Raw genomic sequence first — 14,676 nt, 5'->3', positions numbered from 1 at the left:
GCGCCAGACTGTTAAATCTGGCGCCTCTCGAAATATGGGGTGGACGAAGGGGATCGAACCCTCGACAACGGGAGTCACAATCCCGTGCTCTACCAACTGAGCTACGCCCACCATATTGCTTTACAAAGAAGCCAAACAACTTCCTTGCTGCGCTCCAGCCAAGCCAGCTGGCCTGAGTGAAGCTTATTTGGTGCGGATGAAGAGACTCGAACTCTTACGCCTCGCGGCGCTGGAACCTAAATCCAGTGTGTCTACCAATTCCACCACATCCGCGGTTTGAAGCTGTTAAAGCAAAGGCGCCAGACCGTTAAATCTGGCGCCTTTCGAAATATGGGGTGGACGAAGGGGATCGAACCCTCGACAACGGGAGTCACAATCCCGTGCTCTACCAACTGAGCTACGCCCACCATATTGCGCTACTTGTGCCAAAGCTGCCTAATGGCGCACCCGGCAGGACTCGAACCTGCGACCATCCGCTTAGAAGGCGGATGCTCTATCCAGCTGAGCTACGGGCGCCTTATTAATCTGTACTCTTGGAGGACTACAAACTAAGTGCTTCCAGCCTCACGGAACCGTAATCCCGCTTGACCTTCTCATCCAGTGCTAGGCTGTGCCCGACAAGTGCGACGAATAGTATAGAGCACCCTAAAGGCCGTCAAATCCTTTTTAAAAAAAATTCATTTAATTAAAGGGGTTAGGGGAATTTGCAGACCAAGCGCCTTTGCCCTCACCTCATGACATGCGAGAATGCGTTCTCTTTTTTTCCCCTCTCGATGGTTAATCACGCGCAATGACTGCACAACTAATCGACGGCAAATCGATCGCCGCCAGCCTGCGCCAGCAGATCGCCAAACGCGTCACCGAGCGTCGCCAGCAAGGCCTGCGCACGCCCGGCCTCGCGGTGATCCTGGTCGGCAGCGATCCTGCCTCTCAGGTTTATGTCTCGCACAAGCGTAAAGACTGTGAAGAGGTCGGCTTCATTTCCCAAGCCTACGACCTGCCTGCCGAAACCACTCAAGAAGCGCTGACCGATCTGATCGATCGCCTGAACGACGACCCGACGATCGACGGCGTTCTGCTTCAGCTTCCTTTACCTGAACACCTGGACGCCTCCAAATTGCTGGAGCGCATTCGTCCGGACAAAGACGTCGACGGTTTCCACCCTTATAACGTCGGCCGCCTGGCCCAGCGCATTCCGCTGCTGCGCCCGTGCACCCCGAAAGGCATCATGACCTTGCTGGAAAGCACCGGTGCCGATCTTTACGGGATGGACGCGGTGATTGTCGGGGCCTCCAATATTGTTGGCCGTCCGATGGCGATGGAATTGCTGCTGGCCGGTTGCACCGTGACTGTCACCCACCGTTTCACCAAGGATCTGGCAGGCCACGTCGGCCGCGCCGACCTGGTGGTCGTTGCCGCCGGCAAGCCGGGCCTGGTCAAGGGTGAGTGGATCAAGGAAGGCGCGATCGTGATCGACGTCGGCATCAACCGCCAGGAAGACGGCAAACTGGTCGGTGACGTGATCTACGAAACCGCCCTGCCCCGCGCCGGCTGGATCACGCCGGTCCCGGGCGGCGTTGGCCCGATGACCCGCGCTTGCCTGCTGGAAAACACGCTGTACGCAGCTGAAACACTGCACAGCTGAGTTCCCGCTTGAGCCTGAGCGACGACCCCAAGAACCCCGCCAATGGCGGGGTTCTTTTTGCCCGGATAAAAAGTTCTACCGCTCGCCGGAAACCCGCTGTTTTTAAGGGGCTTTCAAGGCGTTTCACCTGAACGTTGAACAACCATCGACAGTTATTCAGCCATACTCCAGAATGTGGCGCTTTTTAAGAAACAGCCCGTGACAAAACGGCTTATCAACACTTTATGAGTCTGCCAGCGTGAAAATCCGTCTTTCCATCCTGAGCCTATTTTTTGCATTTACAGGGACGTTCATCACGCCAACAGCCAACGCCGCGGACACCACCGCTGCACCACGCGACACGTCACAGTTGAAGATCGCTTCCGGCAGCGCTTTGCTGATGGATCTGCAGACCAACAAAGTCATTTATGCCAGCAACCCTGACGTGGTTGTGCCCATCGCCTCGGTCAGCAAACTGATGACGGCGCTGGTCGTGGTAGAAGCCAAACAGAACATGGACGAGTACATCTCGATCAACATCAGTGACACGCCGGAAATGAAAGGTGTGTTTTCCCGGGTCAAGCTCAACAGCGAAATGCCGCGCAGGGAAATGCTGCTGATCGCTCTGATGTCCTCGGAAAACCGTGCTGCCGCCAGCCTGGCGCATCACTATCCAGGCGGTTATGTCGCGTTTATTGCCGCCATGAACGCCAAGGCCAGGGCGCTGGGCATGACCAGTACTCACTACGTCGAGCCGACCGGCCTTTCGCCTCGTAACGTGTCGACGGCACGTGACTTGAGCAAATTGCTGGTCGCGGCGCACAAGTACCCGATATTGACTGAGCTGAGTACCACCAAGGAAAAAACCGTCTCGTTCCGCAAGCCCAACTACAGCCTGGGCTTTCGCAACACCGACCATTTGGTCGGCAAGCCGAATTGGGACATCAAGCTGACGAAGACCGGCTTTACCAACGAGGCCGGTCATTGCCTGGTGCTGGTGACCAGTATGGGGAATCGCCCGGTGGCCCTGGTCATCCTGGACGCTTTCGGCAAGTACACTCATTTTGCTGATGCGAGCCGTATTCGTAACTGGGTTGAAACCGGCAAGGGCACGAATGTGCCATCCGTTGCCTTGCAGTACAAATCGGAAAAGAACCTCAAGCACCGTCAGAGTGGTGTGGTGGAAGCTTCGAAGTAAATGGGCGGGGGCAGTTAACTTAAGAAAAATTTGGGGTGGGATGGAGTACATATCCGTTCCTGCGGTAACGGCTGCTGGCGGTTTCGCTCTTACAGCGAGTCCCTTTTTCAAACGCCAAAAAGGAACCAAAACGCTTTGCCCCTCCATTCGGTGCCTCGCTTAGGCTCGGCATGCCCTCACTCCGGCATTGCTCCGGGGGCCCGCCGCCATCGGCCATCCATGGCCGGGGGCGGCTAACCCGGCATCCATGCCGGGTTGCCCCCTGCGCAACGCCTGCGTTCGGCCTCTGGGAAAGGGGCGGCAGATCTGAAGCCAAAGCAAAGCAAAGCAACGGCAAGATCAAAAGATCGCAGCCTTCGGCAGCTCCTACATTGACCGTGTGTGCCCATCTATTTGTATCGCACCGATCCCCTGTAGGAGCTAGCTTGCTCGCGATGGACTCACAGGCACCGCGTTTATCCTGTTAACACGCGCCGTCATTGACGTTCTTCGCGAGCGAGCTCGCTCCTACAGGGGAATGCGTACTCCCCAATCAGGCCGGCCTGTAGGCCGCCGTGCTTTTGATCTTGATGCACCGTCCCATCGAGAGGCCGAGTGGAGGTTCTGCGCAGTGGGTAACCCGGCAGGGATGCCGGGTTAGCCGCCCCCGGCCATGGATGGCCGATGGCGGCGGGCCCACGGAGCAGGACCGGAGCGAGGGCATGCCGAGCCACAGCGAGGCACCGAACGAAAGGGGCAGAAGCGCTTTGGTTACTTTCGCGCTTTTCGAAAGTGACTCGCTGTAAGAGCGAAACCAATATCAGCGACACCCAAAAAAACGGATATGCCCCCAAGAATCAGTCATTAGGCAACGGCATCTGATCATCATCCGGAATGCCATCTCCAGCACTCGGGTCTCTCCTCCCCTGCGGATGCTCCGTCGTCACCACCGCCGGCCTGGCCAATGGATCCCTTAACGGATCATTCGGATCCATCACCGGATCCATATCCTTTTCAGGGGTTGTAGGGACACTGTCCGGACGTTTGTCATTGAAACTCGAATCAGTCGACATACGCACCTCACTAAGCTCAAGGTTTCAGATCGGCAAGTGGATCGTAAGGCTTCGCCGGCGCCTTGCTGTTGTCGCCCGGCTTCACATCCCTGGGCGCCTTGGCAGGTCCGATGGGATCGACCTGAGGATCGGCGAGGTCGGGCGAATCGGGATCGAACCCCAAGTCATCGCCGGACGAATGTTCGGACGAGTGCGGGCCGGAGGGAGTATTGGAATGTGCCATGGGCGCCTCCTGATCAAGGCCCGGAAGAATCCGGGCGCTATGCATATGGAGGCTCGCAACGGGCGGAGGTGCCCGGCAGATGACGAACGGAGTTACTGCTCGCTGAGGGCTTTTTTCGCCCTGGCGGCGGCCTGCTCCTGACCCGCCTGAGCAAGATCGTTCGCAGCCTTGAGCCAGCGTTGCTGATCGACCTGCGCCGGAATCTGTGTCGGCCGCTGAATCAGTACCGCCCAACCGCCCGCATCCTTGAACGCCGATTCAAATGAACTGAAGCTCATCAGCGTCCGGCGATCCATCCCCGAACGCAGCAGAACCGTCTGCTTCTGACGGTTGTAGCCGGCGAGAATGGCGTAACGCGGTTCAGCCCAGAACGCCGAACCCTCAGTGAAACGCACCATCACCGAATAACCGGCCGCGACCTGGGTCAGTAACGCAGGCAGATTGCTGTCGAGTGGATAAACGACCATCCCGTACTCGCGGGCGAGGTTCTGCATGTTCTGCTGCAACTGGGCTTCGGCGCCCGGCAAATGCAAAGGCTTGTCGAGCAAGCCTGGTGTGATCACCACGCCTTGCTGCGACAACATGCTGGCCAGCACTTGCGGACCGCTTTGATTGGCCACACCGCGGTAGAACCGGCCACTGAGTTCGACCCTCTCCGGCAGACGCTTGATCTCAGGCGCAACGCTCCCCGCGCAACCCGCCAGACCTGCAACGCAACCGACCAGCAGCGCTGCCGATAGAATTCGAGAAAATACCCGCACCATCATCACTCTCTTGTTCAGACGCCAGGCATATGCGCTCCCGGCTTGGCCGTCGATCATAGGACGCCGCGCGGCAGCGGTATAGCCTTAACCGGCAGTTGATTGCATTCGATAGAGCGAACTGATTGGTGACAGCCGACCTTTGGTCAATAGCCTGAAACATGGCAGCGACTAGACTGTCATTTGCAAAGAGCGTGTGCCCGATGCAGGGCAAAGAGGAGGCGCTGATGAGCCTGACAATGACCATTGTGATGTTGATTGGCGGCTGGCTGGCTGTGGCCGCCGCAATGTTGTGGGGAGTCCTGCGAATTACCCGTCGGCACCATCACCACCCTGCGCAATCGGCGCCCGTGGTGAAACCCGATGAAGCCGCTGCACGCCATGCAGCCGCACACTGACTAAGGTTTTCGCCCTCAAACAAAAACGGCCGCCTGGGCTCTTTCGAGCACTGGCGGCCGTTTCTTTTAGCGAAGGTTACGCCTCAGTGGCGACACGCTTCTGCTTGGCCCGTCGCGACATCATGTTCAAGCCCTCGATCGTTGCCGAGAACGCCATGGCGGCATAAACGTAGCCTTTCGGTACGTGAGCGCCAAAGCCTTCGGCGATCAGCGTCATGCCGATCATGATCAAGAAGCCCAGCGCCAGCATCACCACCGTCGGGTTGTCGTTGATGAACTTGGCCAGCGGATCAGCCGCCAGCAACATCACCAGTACCGACACCACCACCGCGATGATCATGATCGGCAAGTGTTCAGTCATGCCGACAGCGGTAATGATGCTGTCGATGGAGAACACCATGTCCAGCATCAGGATCTGACCGATCGCAGCGGCGAAGCCCAGGGTCACGGTCGATGTAGCGGACTTCGGATCTTCCGGCGCCGGGTCCATGCTGTGATGGATCTCGGTGGTCGCCTTCCACAACAGGAACAGGCCACCGGCAATCAGGATCATGTCCTTCCAGGAGAACGCATGGCCGAAAATATCGATCACCGGCTCGGTCAACTGAACGATGAAGGCGATGGTGCTCAACAGCCCCAAGCGCAGAATCAGCGCCATGCCGATACCGATGCGTCGCGCCTTCTGCCGATGCTGCTCCGGCAGTTTGTTGGTCAGGATCGAGATGAAGATCAGGTTATCGATGCCGAGCACGATTTCCATGACGATCAAGGTGGCCAGGGCGACCCAGGCGGTGGGGCTGGCGGCAAGTTGTAAAAGGTATTCCATGGGTCAGTCCTGACTCGCTGTTAAGACGGTTTAGATTTCCTGGGAAGAAGAGTTGGTTTTATCCGCGTCTTTTTCCGTTGATTCTTTTTTGCTGATCAGACCGCCCGTGGCATCGCTGATCGCTTGTTCAGCGGCCTTGTGGGTGTCGTCGATCGCTTGTTTGGCGGTTTCGGCAGCCTTGCCCATCAATTGCTGAGCGCTCTTTTCGGCCTGGTCGCAACCGGCCAATACCAGTAAAGACGTAAACAGCAGCGCCGTGGTTTTAAGCTTCATGATGCTTTCCTCGATAGAACAGACGGGACCGAAAAGGCGATCCGTCGATAGCGGGGCATTCTAGGGAGGCAAACACTTCAGGAAAATTCGTATTTTTAGCGGTTATACTTCGGCTTTTACGAACTGTAGGTCCGCCATGCTGAATTACCGACAGCTGCATTACTTCTGGGTCGTGGCCAAAACCGGCAGTATCGTGCGCGCCTGCGAGCAGCTGAACCTGACACCGCAGACCATCAGTGGGCAGATTTCCTTGCTCGAACACACTTATGGCATCGAGTTGTTCCGCCGGGTCGGCCGGCAACTGGAGCTCACCGAGGCCGGGCGTCAGACGCTGCCCTACGCCGAGCAGATGTTTCAGCTCGGTGGCGAACTGGAGTTGATGCTGCGGGCGCAACCCAACGAGCAGCAGATCCTGTTTCGCGTAGGCGTAGCCGACGTGGTGCCGAAATCCATCGTCTATCGGCTGATCGCGCCGACCATGGAATTGAGCGAGCCGCTGCGTATCACTTGTCGCGAAGACAAACTCGAACGCTTGCTTGCCGACCTGGCGATCCAACGCCTCGACCTGGTGATCTCGGACAGCCCGATGCCGTCACACCTGGACATCAAGGGCTACAGCCAAAAGCTCGGTGAGTGCGGCATCAGTTTTTTCGCCACCGCCGAACTGGCGTCGCTGTATGGTCAGGATTTCCCGCGCAGCCTGCACGGCGCTCCGCTGCTGATTCCCGGGCCGGAAACCGTGGTGCGCAGTCGTTTGCAGCGCTGGTTCGCCGAGCAGCAGATTCAGCCAAAAATTGTTGGAGAGTTCGACGATAGCGCGCTGATGCAGGCTTTCGGTCAATCCGGCAGCGGGATTTTCATCGGCCCGAGTGTGATTGCCGATGAGGTGAAACGGCAATACGGCGTTGAGTTGATCGGCCAGACTGATGCGGTGACCGAGTCGTTCTATGCCATTTCAGTCGAACGCAAGGTCAAGCACCCCGGCATTGTTGCGATTACCGAAGGTGCCCGACGCGAGCTGTTCACCGAGATGTGAAGCCTCAGGCGCAGACTTCACGCGGCTTCATGGTCATCAGCGCCATGGCCAGAAGGATCGAGGCCAGGATAAAAGCCGCTGCCGCGAAACCCAGACCTTGCAGCCCGACGCCGTTGATGACCCGGCCGCCGATCATGGCGCCCAGGCCGATGCCGAGGTTGGCCCCGGCAATGTTCAACGACGCCGCGAACGCCGGCGCCTCGGGCGCAGCCTTCATCAAGCGCACATGGCTGACCAGGAACAACGCCGCCTGAGTCACGCCCCAAATGCCCATCGCCGCCGCCAGACCAAGCGGCGAATGAATGTTCGGCACCAACGCCACCAGGCCGGCGATCATGAACGCGCAGAACATCATCGAAGCGATCAGCGGATGACGATCTACCGCGCGGCCGCCCAGCGAGTTGCCGATCAAGCCGACCGCGCCGAAGCCCATCAGGCACCAGCCGACCACGGTGCCGTTGAACCCGGCCAGGCGTTCAAGAATGTCCGCCAGGTAGGTGTAAGCGGTGAACATGCCGCTGAACACCAGGATCGACAGCACCACATGCCCCACCATCAGCGGGCTGCGCAGGATCTTGAACTGCGAACGGAAGCTCACCTGATGCTGGTGCAGGTTGGTTTTCGGCAGGTAGATAAACAGCAGCAACGCCTTGGCAAACGCGATCACCGCCAGAATGCCGAAGGCACTGCGCCAGCCGAACGCATCGGAAATCAGCGTGCCCACGGGGATGCCGAACACCGTGGCGCAGACAATCCCGAAACCGATCTTGGCGATGGCGCGGCCGGCGTAGTCCGGCCCGACGATGTCCACCGCCGTTTCGCTGGCCAGCGCCCAGAACACCGGGAGCCCGAGCGCCGGAATCAACCGGGCGATGGCCATCACCCAAATGTTCGGCGCAAATGCGGCGAGGGTGTTGGCCAGGCCGAACATGATCAGCACCGAGATGAACAGCTTGCGCCGTTCAAACCGGGCGAAGTACGCCGTCAGGAACGGACCGAACGCGGCGACGGTGAAGGCGAACAAGGTCACCAGCAAGCCCGCTTGCGGGATGCTGACGTCCAGGTCCCGAGCGATGGCCGGCAACAGGCCGACGATGACGAATTCCGTGGTCAGCACCGTGAAACCGGCGGCGGACAACAGAAGAATGGGCAACAGCATGCAGAACTCCAGAAAACGACGACACCAGCGATAGCCGGAAGGCCCACTGGCAGAACATGAAAATGAGGAGGCGCAAGCTTAACAGAGTGTTTCCAAACGCGGTTGCACGAACCTGCCGATCTCGTTGAACACTTGGGTGGCAGATCGTCACAGGGCTGAAGGATCCAGACGAGGCTGTGATAAAGTCCGCGCCCTGCGATTCGTACACCCTAATCATCGGCCAGTCATTGGCATTGATGTCGCGATACCCCGCACCCAAAAAAAATCAGAGATGCCGTTTTTATGACCGCTTCATCCCCTTCTCTATTGCTCCGCCTGAAACGCTTGAGCCTGGTCTCGCAAATCATCATCGGCCTGATCGCCGGGATTGCCTTGGCCTTGTTCGCGCCTGAAGTGGCGAAATCCACTGCCTTTATCGGCAAGGTCTTCGTCGCCGCGCTTAAAGCGGTCGCGCCGATCCTGGTGTTTGTGTTGGTCATGGCGTCGATCGCCAACCATAAGCACGGCCAGGAAACCCACATCCGGCCGATTCTGTTTTTGTACCTGCTGGGGACGTTTGCCGCCGCAGTGGTCGCGGTGGTGGCCAGCATGCTGTTCCCGTCGAGCCTGGTGCTGGCCACTCACGACGTTGCCGTCACGGCGCCCGGCGGTATCGGCGAAGTGCTGCAAAGCCTGCTGCTCAGTGTGGTCGACAACCCGGTCAGTGCGCTGATGAACGCCAACTTCATCGGCATCCTGGCCTGGGCCATCGGCATGGGCGTTGCGATTCGCCACGCCGGTGACACCACCCGCGAAGTGCTCGGTGACCTGTCCAACGGTGTGACCTTGATCGTGCGCCTGGTGATCCGGTTTGCGCCGCTGGGGATTTTCGGCCTGGTGGCGTCGACCCTCGCCACCTCCGGTTTCGGTGCGTTGCTCGGCTACATGCATCTGCTGGCCGTGCTGCTGGGCTGCATGCTGTTCGTGGCGTTGGTGATGAACCCGGTGATTGTGTTCTGGAAGCTGCGTCGCAACCCGTACCCGCTGGTGATCATGTGCCTGCGGGAAAGCGGCATCACGGCGTTTTTCACCCGCAGCTCGGCGGCGAATATTCCGGTCAACCTGGAACTGAGCAAACGTCTGGGCCTGCACGAGGACACTTACTCAGTGTCGATTCCGCTGGGCGCGACCATCAACATGGCCGGCGCGGCGATCACCATTACCGTGCTGACGTTGGCGGCTGTGCATACGCTTGGCATCGCGGTGGACATTCCGACGGCCATTCTGCTCAGCGTTGTGGCGGCGATCTGCGCCTGTGGCGCCTCGGGCGTGGCCGGTGGCTCGTTGTTGCTGATTCCGCTGGCGTGCAGCCTGTTCGGCATCCCGAGCGAAATCGCCATGCAGGTGGTGGCGGTGGGTTTCATTATTGGGGTGTTGCAGGATTCGGCGGAGACGGCGTTGAACTCGTCTACTGACGTGTTATTTACCGCAGCGGCGTGCCTGGGTGAAGAAGAGAAAGCCCAACGTCTGACTTAAAACACCGTCCCTGTAGGAGCCAGGCTTGCCGGCGAAGGCGTATTTGAGATCGCCTTCGCCGGCAAGCCTGGCTCCTACAAAAACAAAACGAAAAAGCCCGCCAAGGCTTGCACCTTGGCGGGCTTTTTTGTCACTGGACGGTTTAGAACGCGCCCATGTAATCGCGCTTGCCCACTTCCACACCGTTGTGACGCAGCAGTGCGTAGGTGGTGGTGACGTGGAAGAAGAATTGCGGCAGACCGTAGCTCAGCAGGTAAGCCTGGCCGCTGAAGCGCTTCTCTTTCGGCGTGCCTGGGCGCGTAACGATCTCGATGCCTTCCTTGCCGTCGATCTGTTCAGGTTTGATCTCGCCGATGTAGGCCAGCACCTTGGTGATCAACGCTTGCAGCTCGGCGAAGGTGGTTTCGGTGTCGTCGTACTTCGGCACTTCGATCTCGGCCAGACGCGAAGAAACGCCCTTGGCGAAATCAACGGCGATCTGCACCTGACGCACCAGCGGGAACATGTCCGGGTACAGACGGGCTTGCAGGAAGGCGTTCGGGTCGATGTTCTTGGCGGTGGCGTGGGCTTCGGCCTTGTTCAGCACATCGCTCAGGGCGTTGAGCATTTGTTGGAAAACCGGAACGGAAGCGGCGTACAGGGAAATGGTCATGGCAGTCTCGTGTGGTGACAGGAGGAAAACGTCGGCGTCGATTATAGCCATGCGCGTCCCTCCTGCGACCGGTCTTTTATCCAGCCGCCGGCCTTCGCCGGTTCGATCCCTCATAGAGCCCGTCGATCACCCAGTCATTAATAGTGATTGGACGGTCTATCACGTTGTACTTAGCCTGCGCTCAACAATTCCGTTAACAGCGGATTAATGATTCAAGCGAGGTAATGATGTCTGAGCGAATCTTGATCGATGGGTTCGCCCGGCGTGTGGACTATCTGCGAATGTCAGTCACCGATCGCTGTGATTTCCGTTGCGTGTATTGCATGGCTGAAGACATGCAGTTTCTGCCGCGCCAGCGGGTCCTTTCACTGGAAGAAATCTATCAACTGGCCGAACGCTTCGTCGCGCTGGGCACCCGCAAGATCCGCCTGACCGGGGGCGAGCCGCTGATTCGTCCGGGGGTGGTGCAGCTCTGCGAAAAGATCGCCGCCCTGCCCGGCCTGCGCGAACTGTGCATGACCACCAACGGTTCGCAGTTGGCCAAACTGGCAGAGCCGCTGTTCGAGGCCGGGGTCAAGCGCCTCAACATCAGCCTCGATTGCCTGGACCCGCATCGCTTTCGCGAACTGACCCGCACCGGCGATCTGGCGCAGGTGATCAAAGGCATCGATGCGGCCCTCAAGGCCGGCTTTCGCAACACCAAGCTCAACTGTGTGGTGATGAAGGGCCGCAACGATCATGAGATCAACGACCTGGTGAGCTTTGCCATCGACCGCCAGCTCGACATTTCATTCATCGAAGAAATGCCCCTGGGCACTATCCATGAACACAGCCGCGCGGAGTCGTTTTATTCCAGCGCCCAAGTCCGTGAACGGATTGCCGAGCGCTACACTCTGATTGACTCCGCCGAGTCGACACAGGGCCCTTCGCGCTACTGGCGTCTGGCCGAGGCGCCGCAGATTCGCCTGGGGTTCATTTCGCCGCACAGCCACAACTTTTGCGGCACCTGCAATCGGGTGCGGCTGACCGTCGAAGGTCGTCTGCTGCTGTGCCTGGGCAACGAGCATTCCGTCGACCTGAAGGCGGTATTGCGCGGCCATCCCGGCCAGCCCGAACGCCTGGAAGAAGCCATCATCGAGGCGATGAAGCTCAAGCCTTATCGGCACAATTTCGAAGTGAACGATGACGTTCAGGTGGTTCGCTTCATGAACATGACGGGCGGCTGAAACCATGATCGTGAGACCCAAACCCAATCTGATCGGCGTGCTGACTTCGCTCAAGGGCTCGATCGCCAAACGCATTGCCATGCGCGCCCTGATGGTGACGTTGCTGGCTTCGGCCATCGTGTTGGTCGAGACATTGCACCCCAGTTATTTCTCCAAGGTCAGCGCCACGCCGTTCACCCTGCTGGGCTTGTCGTTGTCGATCTTCATGAGCTTTCGCAACAACGCCTGTTATGACCGCTGGTATGAAGCGCGCAAGACGTGGGGCGACATGATCGTGGAGATCCGTTCGATGATTCGCGAAACCCAGGTGATCAAGGACGCCAGCGAGCGGCACAAAATCCTCAGTAATCTCTGCGGCTTCGCCCATGCGCTGAATGCCAAGCTGCGCACGGAGAGTGAACTGACGGCCAGTGGTGACTGGCTCAATCCGGTGCCCACGGGCACCACGACCGACATCAGTGGGCGCATTTTGCTGCAGGTCGGTCAACAGTGTTCGGCGCTCAGCGAAGCCGGGGCCATCAGTGAATGGCGCTACACGCTGATGGCCAATCATCTGACCCGTCTGACCCAGGCGCAGGCTGTGTGCGAGCGAATCAAACACACGCCGCTGCCCTTCCCCTACACCTTGTTGCTGCACCGGACCACCTACTTGTTCTGCATCTTGCTGCCCTTCGCGATGGCCGAACCGCTAGGCTGGCTGACACCGATTTTCACGGCGATTGTCGGCTACACGTTTTTTGGTCTGGATGCGATTGGCGATGAACTGGAAGACCCGTTCGGCCGCGACGAAAACGACCTGCCCACCGATGCACTGGTGCGTACCATCGAACGGGACATCCTCGCCGCGCTGGGCGTGACGCAACTGCCACCGCAACTGGAGCCGGTGGATTATGTGTTGAGTTGATGCCGGACCGGCTGAACATCCCCTGTGGGAGCGGGCTTGCTCGCGAAGGCGGCGTGACAGTTAACATCAATGTTGGATGTGCCGGCCTCTTCGCGGGCAAGCCCGCTCCCACATTTGGTTTTTGTCGTGCACGAAATCGGGTTCACTGAACATCCCATGCTCGCGATGGTGGCGCTTCAGCTAATCTCTGCCCAGAACCCGCACACCGCCCTTTGTGGTTGACAGGCAGTACAGGCAAACTCATGGGGTGCGAGCATTTTTGACAGCGCTGGACACAGCGCCCATGAACCTACTGTTGGTAAGGGTCCAGAACCTATGAGTACCGAGCAAGAGACGACCTTCGATGAGCCGCGACTCAACAGCACGGAAATCCGCATCCTCGGTTCGCTGATCGAGAAACAGGCCACCAGCCCGGAAACCTATCCGTTGACGCTGAATGCGCTGGTGCTGGCCTGCAACCAGAAGACCAGCCGCGAACCGGTGATGAACCTTACCCAGGGACAAGTCGGCCAGAGTCTGCGGGCCCTTGAAGGACGCGGCTTTACCAAACTGGTGATGGGCAGCCGCGCCGACCGCTGGGAGCACAAGCTCGACAAGGCACTGGAGCTGGTGCCGGCGCAGGTCATTCTGGCGGGGCTGCTGTTCTTGCGTGGTCCGCAAACGGTCAATGAACTGCTGACCCGCAGCGGCCGCATGCATGACTTCGAAGATGCCGAACAGGTGGTGCATCAACTGGAACGGCTGATTGCGCGCGGCCTGGCGCTGCTGATCCCGCGCCAGGCCGGCCAGCGTGAAGACCGTTATATGCATGCGCTGGGGGATCCGGCGGACATCGAGGTGATCCTCGCGGCACGGCAGAATCCGGCGGAACGTGGCTCGGGCAGCGGCGTGTCGATTGAACGGATCGAAGAGCTGGAAGCGCGAATCGCAGCGCTGGAAGAACGCCTGGCACGCCTCGAATAACCACCACGGGCTCTGTAGCAGCTGTCAAGCTTGCGAGGCTGCGTTCGGCTGCGAAGCAGTCGTGAAATCAGACAACGCGGTGTATCAACAAAACCGTGTGCTCTGTGTTTACGACTGCTTCGCAGCCGAACGCAGCCTCGCAAGCTCGACAGCTGCTACATGAGAAGTTTGATTACTCGCCGTCCCAGTAATCAACGCCATCGGCCTGTCGGGCGACGGCGACGAAGCCCGTGGCATTGCCCTCGGCGTCGACCTGGAAATTGTCCATCACCGCGTACTTGCCGGAATCCGGGTACTCACAAATCTCCGGCGATTGCTGGGTGCTGACCGCCAGGTAGCGCAACTCGCCGTTGCTGGTATTGATGATCTGGTGCGCGGCTTCCGGTCCGCCCGGTGGGCAGGCAATCACATCCCCCGCACGGATTGGAAAACACTCGCCCCCCAGGCGAATCTGCCCTTCCCCGGCCACGATGTAGAACATCTCCTCGTTGACCCGATGGCTATGGAACGGACTGCCGCGCATGCCCGGCTCCAGCACATACAAGCGATAACCGAGCTTCTGCGCCCCCAGTTGTTGGCCGATGCGGGCCAGGCGCTGTTGATAGCGGCCAGCGGTGTCACCGGTGGGGGCAAGCGCTTCGGGCAGTGGCTCAAGTTCGACCTGGTTCAGGTTGAGGATGGCGGGATGCATGGGAAACCTCGGTCACGGTTTGACGAACTGGCGAGCAGTATAGGCCGAGGTGGTGATTCCTCTGAGAAACCGAGTCGCCGCCTTCGCGAGCAAGCCCGCTCCCACATTGATTCTGTGAACACTGGAGATCTAATGTGGGAGCGGGCTTGCTCGCGAAGAGGCCAGTACTGCCAAC

Annotated in this window: 16 protein-coding genes and 4 tRNA genes; 8 read left to right on the top strand and 12 right to left on the bottom strand. The window is 59.1% G+C overall.

What is annotated here, in order from left to right:
- Positions 1 to 35 precede the first annotated feature (35 nt).
- The 4 genes from ACIPL2_RS29960 to ACIPL2_RS29945 all read right to left on the bottom strand — a co-directional run bounded on the left by ACIPL2_RS29960 (position 36) and on the right by ACIPL2_RS29945 (position 516).
- Positions 36 to 111, bottom strand: a tRNA-His gene (locus tag ACIPL2_RS29960).
- Positions 112 to 188: 77 nt separating this feature from the next.
- Positions 189 to 273: transfer RNA gene (locus ACIPL2_RS29955), tRNA-Leu, on the bottom strand.
- 58 nt (positions 274 to 331) lie between these two features.
- Positions 332 to 407, bottom strand: a tRNA-His gene (locus ACIPL2_RS29950).
- A 32-nt stretch (positions 408 to 439) separates the two neighbouring features.
- Positions 440 to 516 (bottom strand) — tRNA-Arg (locus ACIPL2_RS29945).
- 274 nt (positions 517 to 790) lie between these two features.
- Here ACIPL2_RS29945 and folD point away from each other — a divergent pair.
- Positions 791 to 1,645 (top strand): bifunctional methylenetetrahydrofolate dehydrogenase/methenyltetrahydrofolate cyclohydrolase FolD, encoded by an 855-nt coding sequence (folD, locus tag ACIPL2_RS29940; RefSeq protein ID WP_401362912.1) that lies wholly within the window; start codon positions 791 to 793, stop codon positions 1,643 to 1,645.
- Between the two features lie 238 nt (positions 1,646 to 1,883).
- Positions 1,884 to 2,822: a D-alanyl-D-alanine endopeptidase gene (pbpG, locus tag ACIPL2_RS29935; protein ID WP_401362909.1), complete on the top strand. Its 939-nt coding sequence runs from the start codon at positions 1,884 to 1,886 to the stop codon at positions 2,820 to 2,822.
- Positions 2,823 to 3,658: 836 nt separating this feature from the next.
- Here the strand turns inward: pbpG and ACIPL2_RS29930 are convergent.
- From ACIPL2_RS29930 to ACIPL2_RS29920, 3 genes are all read right to left on the bottom strand, one after another.
- On the bottom strand, positions 3,659 to 3,874 hold the full coding sequence (locus tag ACIPL2_RS29930; protein ID WP_082377952.1) for a hypothetical protein: 216 nt from the start codon (positions 3,872 to 3,874) through the stop codon (positions 3,659 to 3,661).
- Between the two features lie 16 nt (positions 3,875 to 3,890).
- Positions 3,891 to 4,097 (bottom strand): DUF6021 family protein, encoded by a 207-nt coding sequence (locus tag ACIPL2_RS29925; RefSeq protein ID WP_059406528.1) that lies wholly within the window; start codon positions 4,095 to 4,097, stop codon positions 3,891 to 3,893.
- Positions 4,098 to 4,189: 92 nt separating this feature from the next.
- A complete protein-coding gene (locus ACIPL2_RS29920; protein ID WP_401362904.1) occupies positions 4,190 to 4,918 on the bottom strand; it encodes a peptidase C39 family protein in 729 nt (242 codons plus the stop codon).
- Positions 4,919 to 5,085: 167 nt separating this feature from the next.
- Here ACIPL2_RS29920 and ACIPL2_RS29915 point away from each other — a divergent pair, with 167 nt between their 5' ends.
- A complete protein-coding gene (locus tag ACIPL2_RS29915) occupies positions 5,086 to 5,256 on the top strand; it encodes a hypothetical protein (protein ID WP_401362901.1) in 171 nt (56 codons plus the stop codon).
- A gap of 76 nt (positions 5,257 to 5,332) precedes the next feature.
- Here the strand turns inward: ACIPL2_RS29915 and ACIPL2_RS29910 are convergent, their stop codons facing one another.
- Positions 5,333 to 6,082: a TerC family protein gene (locus tag ACIPL2_RS29910; protein ID WP_401362899.1), complete on the bottom strand. Its 750-nt coding sequence runs from the start codon at positions 6,080 to 6,082 to the stop codon at positions 5,333 to 5,335.
- A gap of 30 nt (positions 6,083 to 6,112) precedes the next feature.
- Positions 6,113 to 6,355, bottom strand: a complete 243-nt coding sequence (locus tag ACIPL2_RS29905; protein ID WP_059406525.1) for a hypothetical protein — start codon at positions 6,353 to 6,355, stop codon at positions 6,113 to 6,115.
- Positions 6,356 to 6,491: 136 nt separating this feature from the next.
- Between ACIPL2_RS29905 and nhaR the strand changes: the two genes are divergently transcribed.
- Entirely contained in the window at positions 6,492 to 7,391 is a 900-nt protein-coding gene (gene nhaR, locus ACIPL2_RS29900) for a transcriptional activator NhaR (RefSeq protein WP_401362895.1), read from the top strand.
- 4 nt (positions 7,392 to 7,395) lie between these two features.
- Here the strand turns inward: nhaR and ACIPL2_RS29895 are convergent, their stop codons facing one another.
- Entirely contained in the window at positions 7,396 to 8,550 is a 1,155-nt protein-coding gene (locus tag ACIPL2_RS29895) for an MFS transporter (protein ID WP_401362892.1), read from the bottom strand.
- Positions 8,551 to 8,832: 282 nt separating this feature from the next.
- On the opposite strand from ACIPL2_RS29895, the gene sstT reads away from it, so the two are divergent.
- Positions 8,833 to 10,065: a serine/threonine transporter SstT gene (gene sstT, locus ACIPL2_RS29890; RefSeq protein WP_401362889.1), complete on the top strand. Its 1,233-nt coding sequence runs from the start codon at positions 8,833 to 8,835 to the stop codon at positions 10,063 to 10,065.
- Positions 10,066 to 10,207: 142 nt separating this feature from the next.
- Here the strand turns inward: sstT and ACIPL2_RS29885 are convergent, their stop codons facing one another.
- Entirely contained in the window at positions 10,208 to 10,717 is a 510-nt protein-coding gene (locus ACIPL2_RS29885; RefSeq protein ID WP_401362975.1) for a DUF1993 family protein, read from the bottom strand.
- 227 nt (positions 10,718 to 10,944) lie between these two features.
- Between ACIPL2_RS29885 and moaA the strand changes: the two genes are divergently transcribed.
- From moaA to ACIPL2_RS29870, 3 genes are all read left to right on the top strand, one after another.
- Positions 10,945 to 11,943: a GTP 3',8-cyclase MoaA gene (moaA, locus tag ACIPL2_RS29880; protein WP_401362886.1), complete on the top strand. Its 999-nt coding sequence runs from the start codon at positions 10,945 to 10,947 to the stop codon at positions 11,941 to 11,943.
- Positions 11,944 to 11,947: 4 nt separating this feature from the next.
- Positions 11,948 to 12,847: a bestrophin family protein gene (locus tag ACIPL2_RS29875; protein WP_401362884.1), complete on the top strand. Its 900-nt coding sequence runs from the start codon at positions 11,948 to 11,950 to the stop codon at positions 12,845 to 12,847.
- A gap of 315 nt (positions 12,848 to 13,162) precedes the next feature.
- A complete protein-coding gene (locus ACIPL2_RS29870; RefSeq protein ID WP_401362881.1) occupies positions 13,163 to 13,810 on the top strand; it encodes a YceH family protein in 648 nt (215 codons plus the stop codon).
- Positions 13,811 to 13,982: 172 nt separating this feature from the next.
- On the opposite strand, the gene ACIPL2_RS29865 is transcribed toward ACIPL2_RS29870, so the two are convergent.
- A complete protein-coding gene (locus ACIPL2_RS29865) occupies positions 13,983 to 14,501 on the bottom strand; it encodes a cupin domain-containing protein (RefSeq protein WP_401362878.1) in 519 nt (172 codons plus the stop codon).
- Positions 14,502 to 14,676 lie beyond the last annotated feature (175 nt).

Source organism: Pseudomonas sp. NPDC086251 (assembly GCF_044746405.1).
Classification (GTDB): domain Bacteria; phylum Pseudomonadota; class Gammaproteobacteria; order Pseudomonadales; family Pseudomonadaceae; genus Aquipseudomonas.
The sequence above is the reverse complement of the archived record's forward strand: the minus strand, read 5'-3'. Positions and strand labels throughout refer to the sequence as shown.

Coding starts and splice junctions, on each gene's coding strand:
- folD (WP_401362912.1), top strand. CDS start 791: ATGACTGCACAACTAATCGACGGCAAATCGATCGCCGCCAGCCTGCGC.
- ACIPL2_RS29930 (WP_082377952.1), bottom strand. CDS start 3,874: ATGTCGACTGATTCGAGTTTCAATGACAAACGTCCGGACAGTGTCCCT.
- ACIPL2_RS29925 (WP_059406528.1), bottom strand. CDS start 4,097: ATGGCACATTCCAATACTCCCTCCGGCCCGCACTCGTCCGAACATTCG.
- ACIPL2_RS29920 (WP_401362904.1), bottom strand. CDS start 4,918: ATGATCGACGGCCAAGCCGGGAGCGCATATGCCTGGCGTCTGAACAAG.
- ACIPL2_RS29915 (WP_401362901.1), top strand. CDS start 5,086: ATGAGCCTGACAATGACCATTGTGATGTTGATTGGCGGCTGGCTGGCT.
- ACIPL2_RS29910 (WP_401362899.1), bottom strand. CDS start 6,082: ATGGAATACCTTTTACAACTTGCCGCCAGCCCCACCGCCTGGGTCGCC.
- ACIPL2_RS29905 (WP_059406525.1), bottom strand. CDS start 6,355: ATGAAGCTTAAAACCACGGCGCTGCTGTTTACGTCTTTACTGGTATTG.
- nhaR (WP_401362895.1), top strand. CDS start 6,492: ATGCTGAATTACCGACAGCTGCATTACTTCTGGGTCGTGGCCAAAACC.
- ACIPL2_RS29895 (WP_401362892.1), bottom strand. CDS start 8,550: ATGCTGTTGCCCATTCTTCTGTTGTCCGCCGCCGGTTTCACGGTGCTG.
- sstT (WP_401362889.1), top strand. CDS start 8,833: ATGACCGCTTCATCCCCTTCTCTATTGCTCCGCCTGAAACGCTTGAGC.
- ACIPL2_RS29885 (WP_401362975.1), bottom strand. CDS start 10,717: ATGACCATTTCCCTGTACGCCGCTTCCGTTCCGGTTTTCCAACAAATG.
- moaA (WP_401362886.1), top strand. CDS start 10,945: ATGTCTGAGCGAATCTTGATCGATGGGTTCGCCCGGCGTGTGGACTAT.
- ACIPL2_RS29875 (WP_401362884.1), top strand. CDS start 11,948: ATGATCGTGAGACCCAAACCCAATCTGATCGGCGTGCTGACTTCGCTC.
- ACIPL2_RS29870 (WP_401362881.1), top strand. CDS start 13,163: ATGAGTACCGAGCAAGAGACGACCTTCGATGAGCCGCGACTCAACAGC.
- ACIPL2_RS29865 (WP_401362878.1), bottom strand. CDS start 14,501: ATGCATCCCGCCATCCTCAACCTGAACCAGGTCGAACTTGAGCCACTG.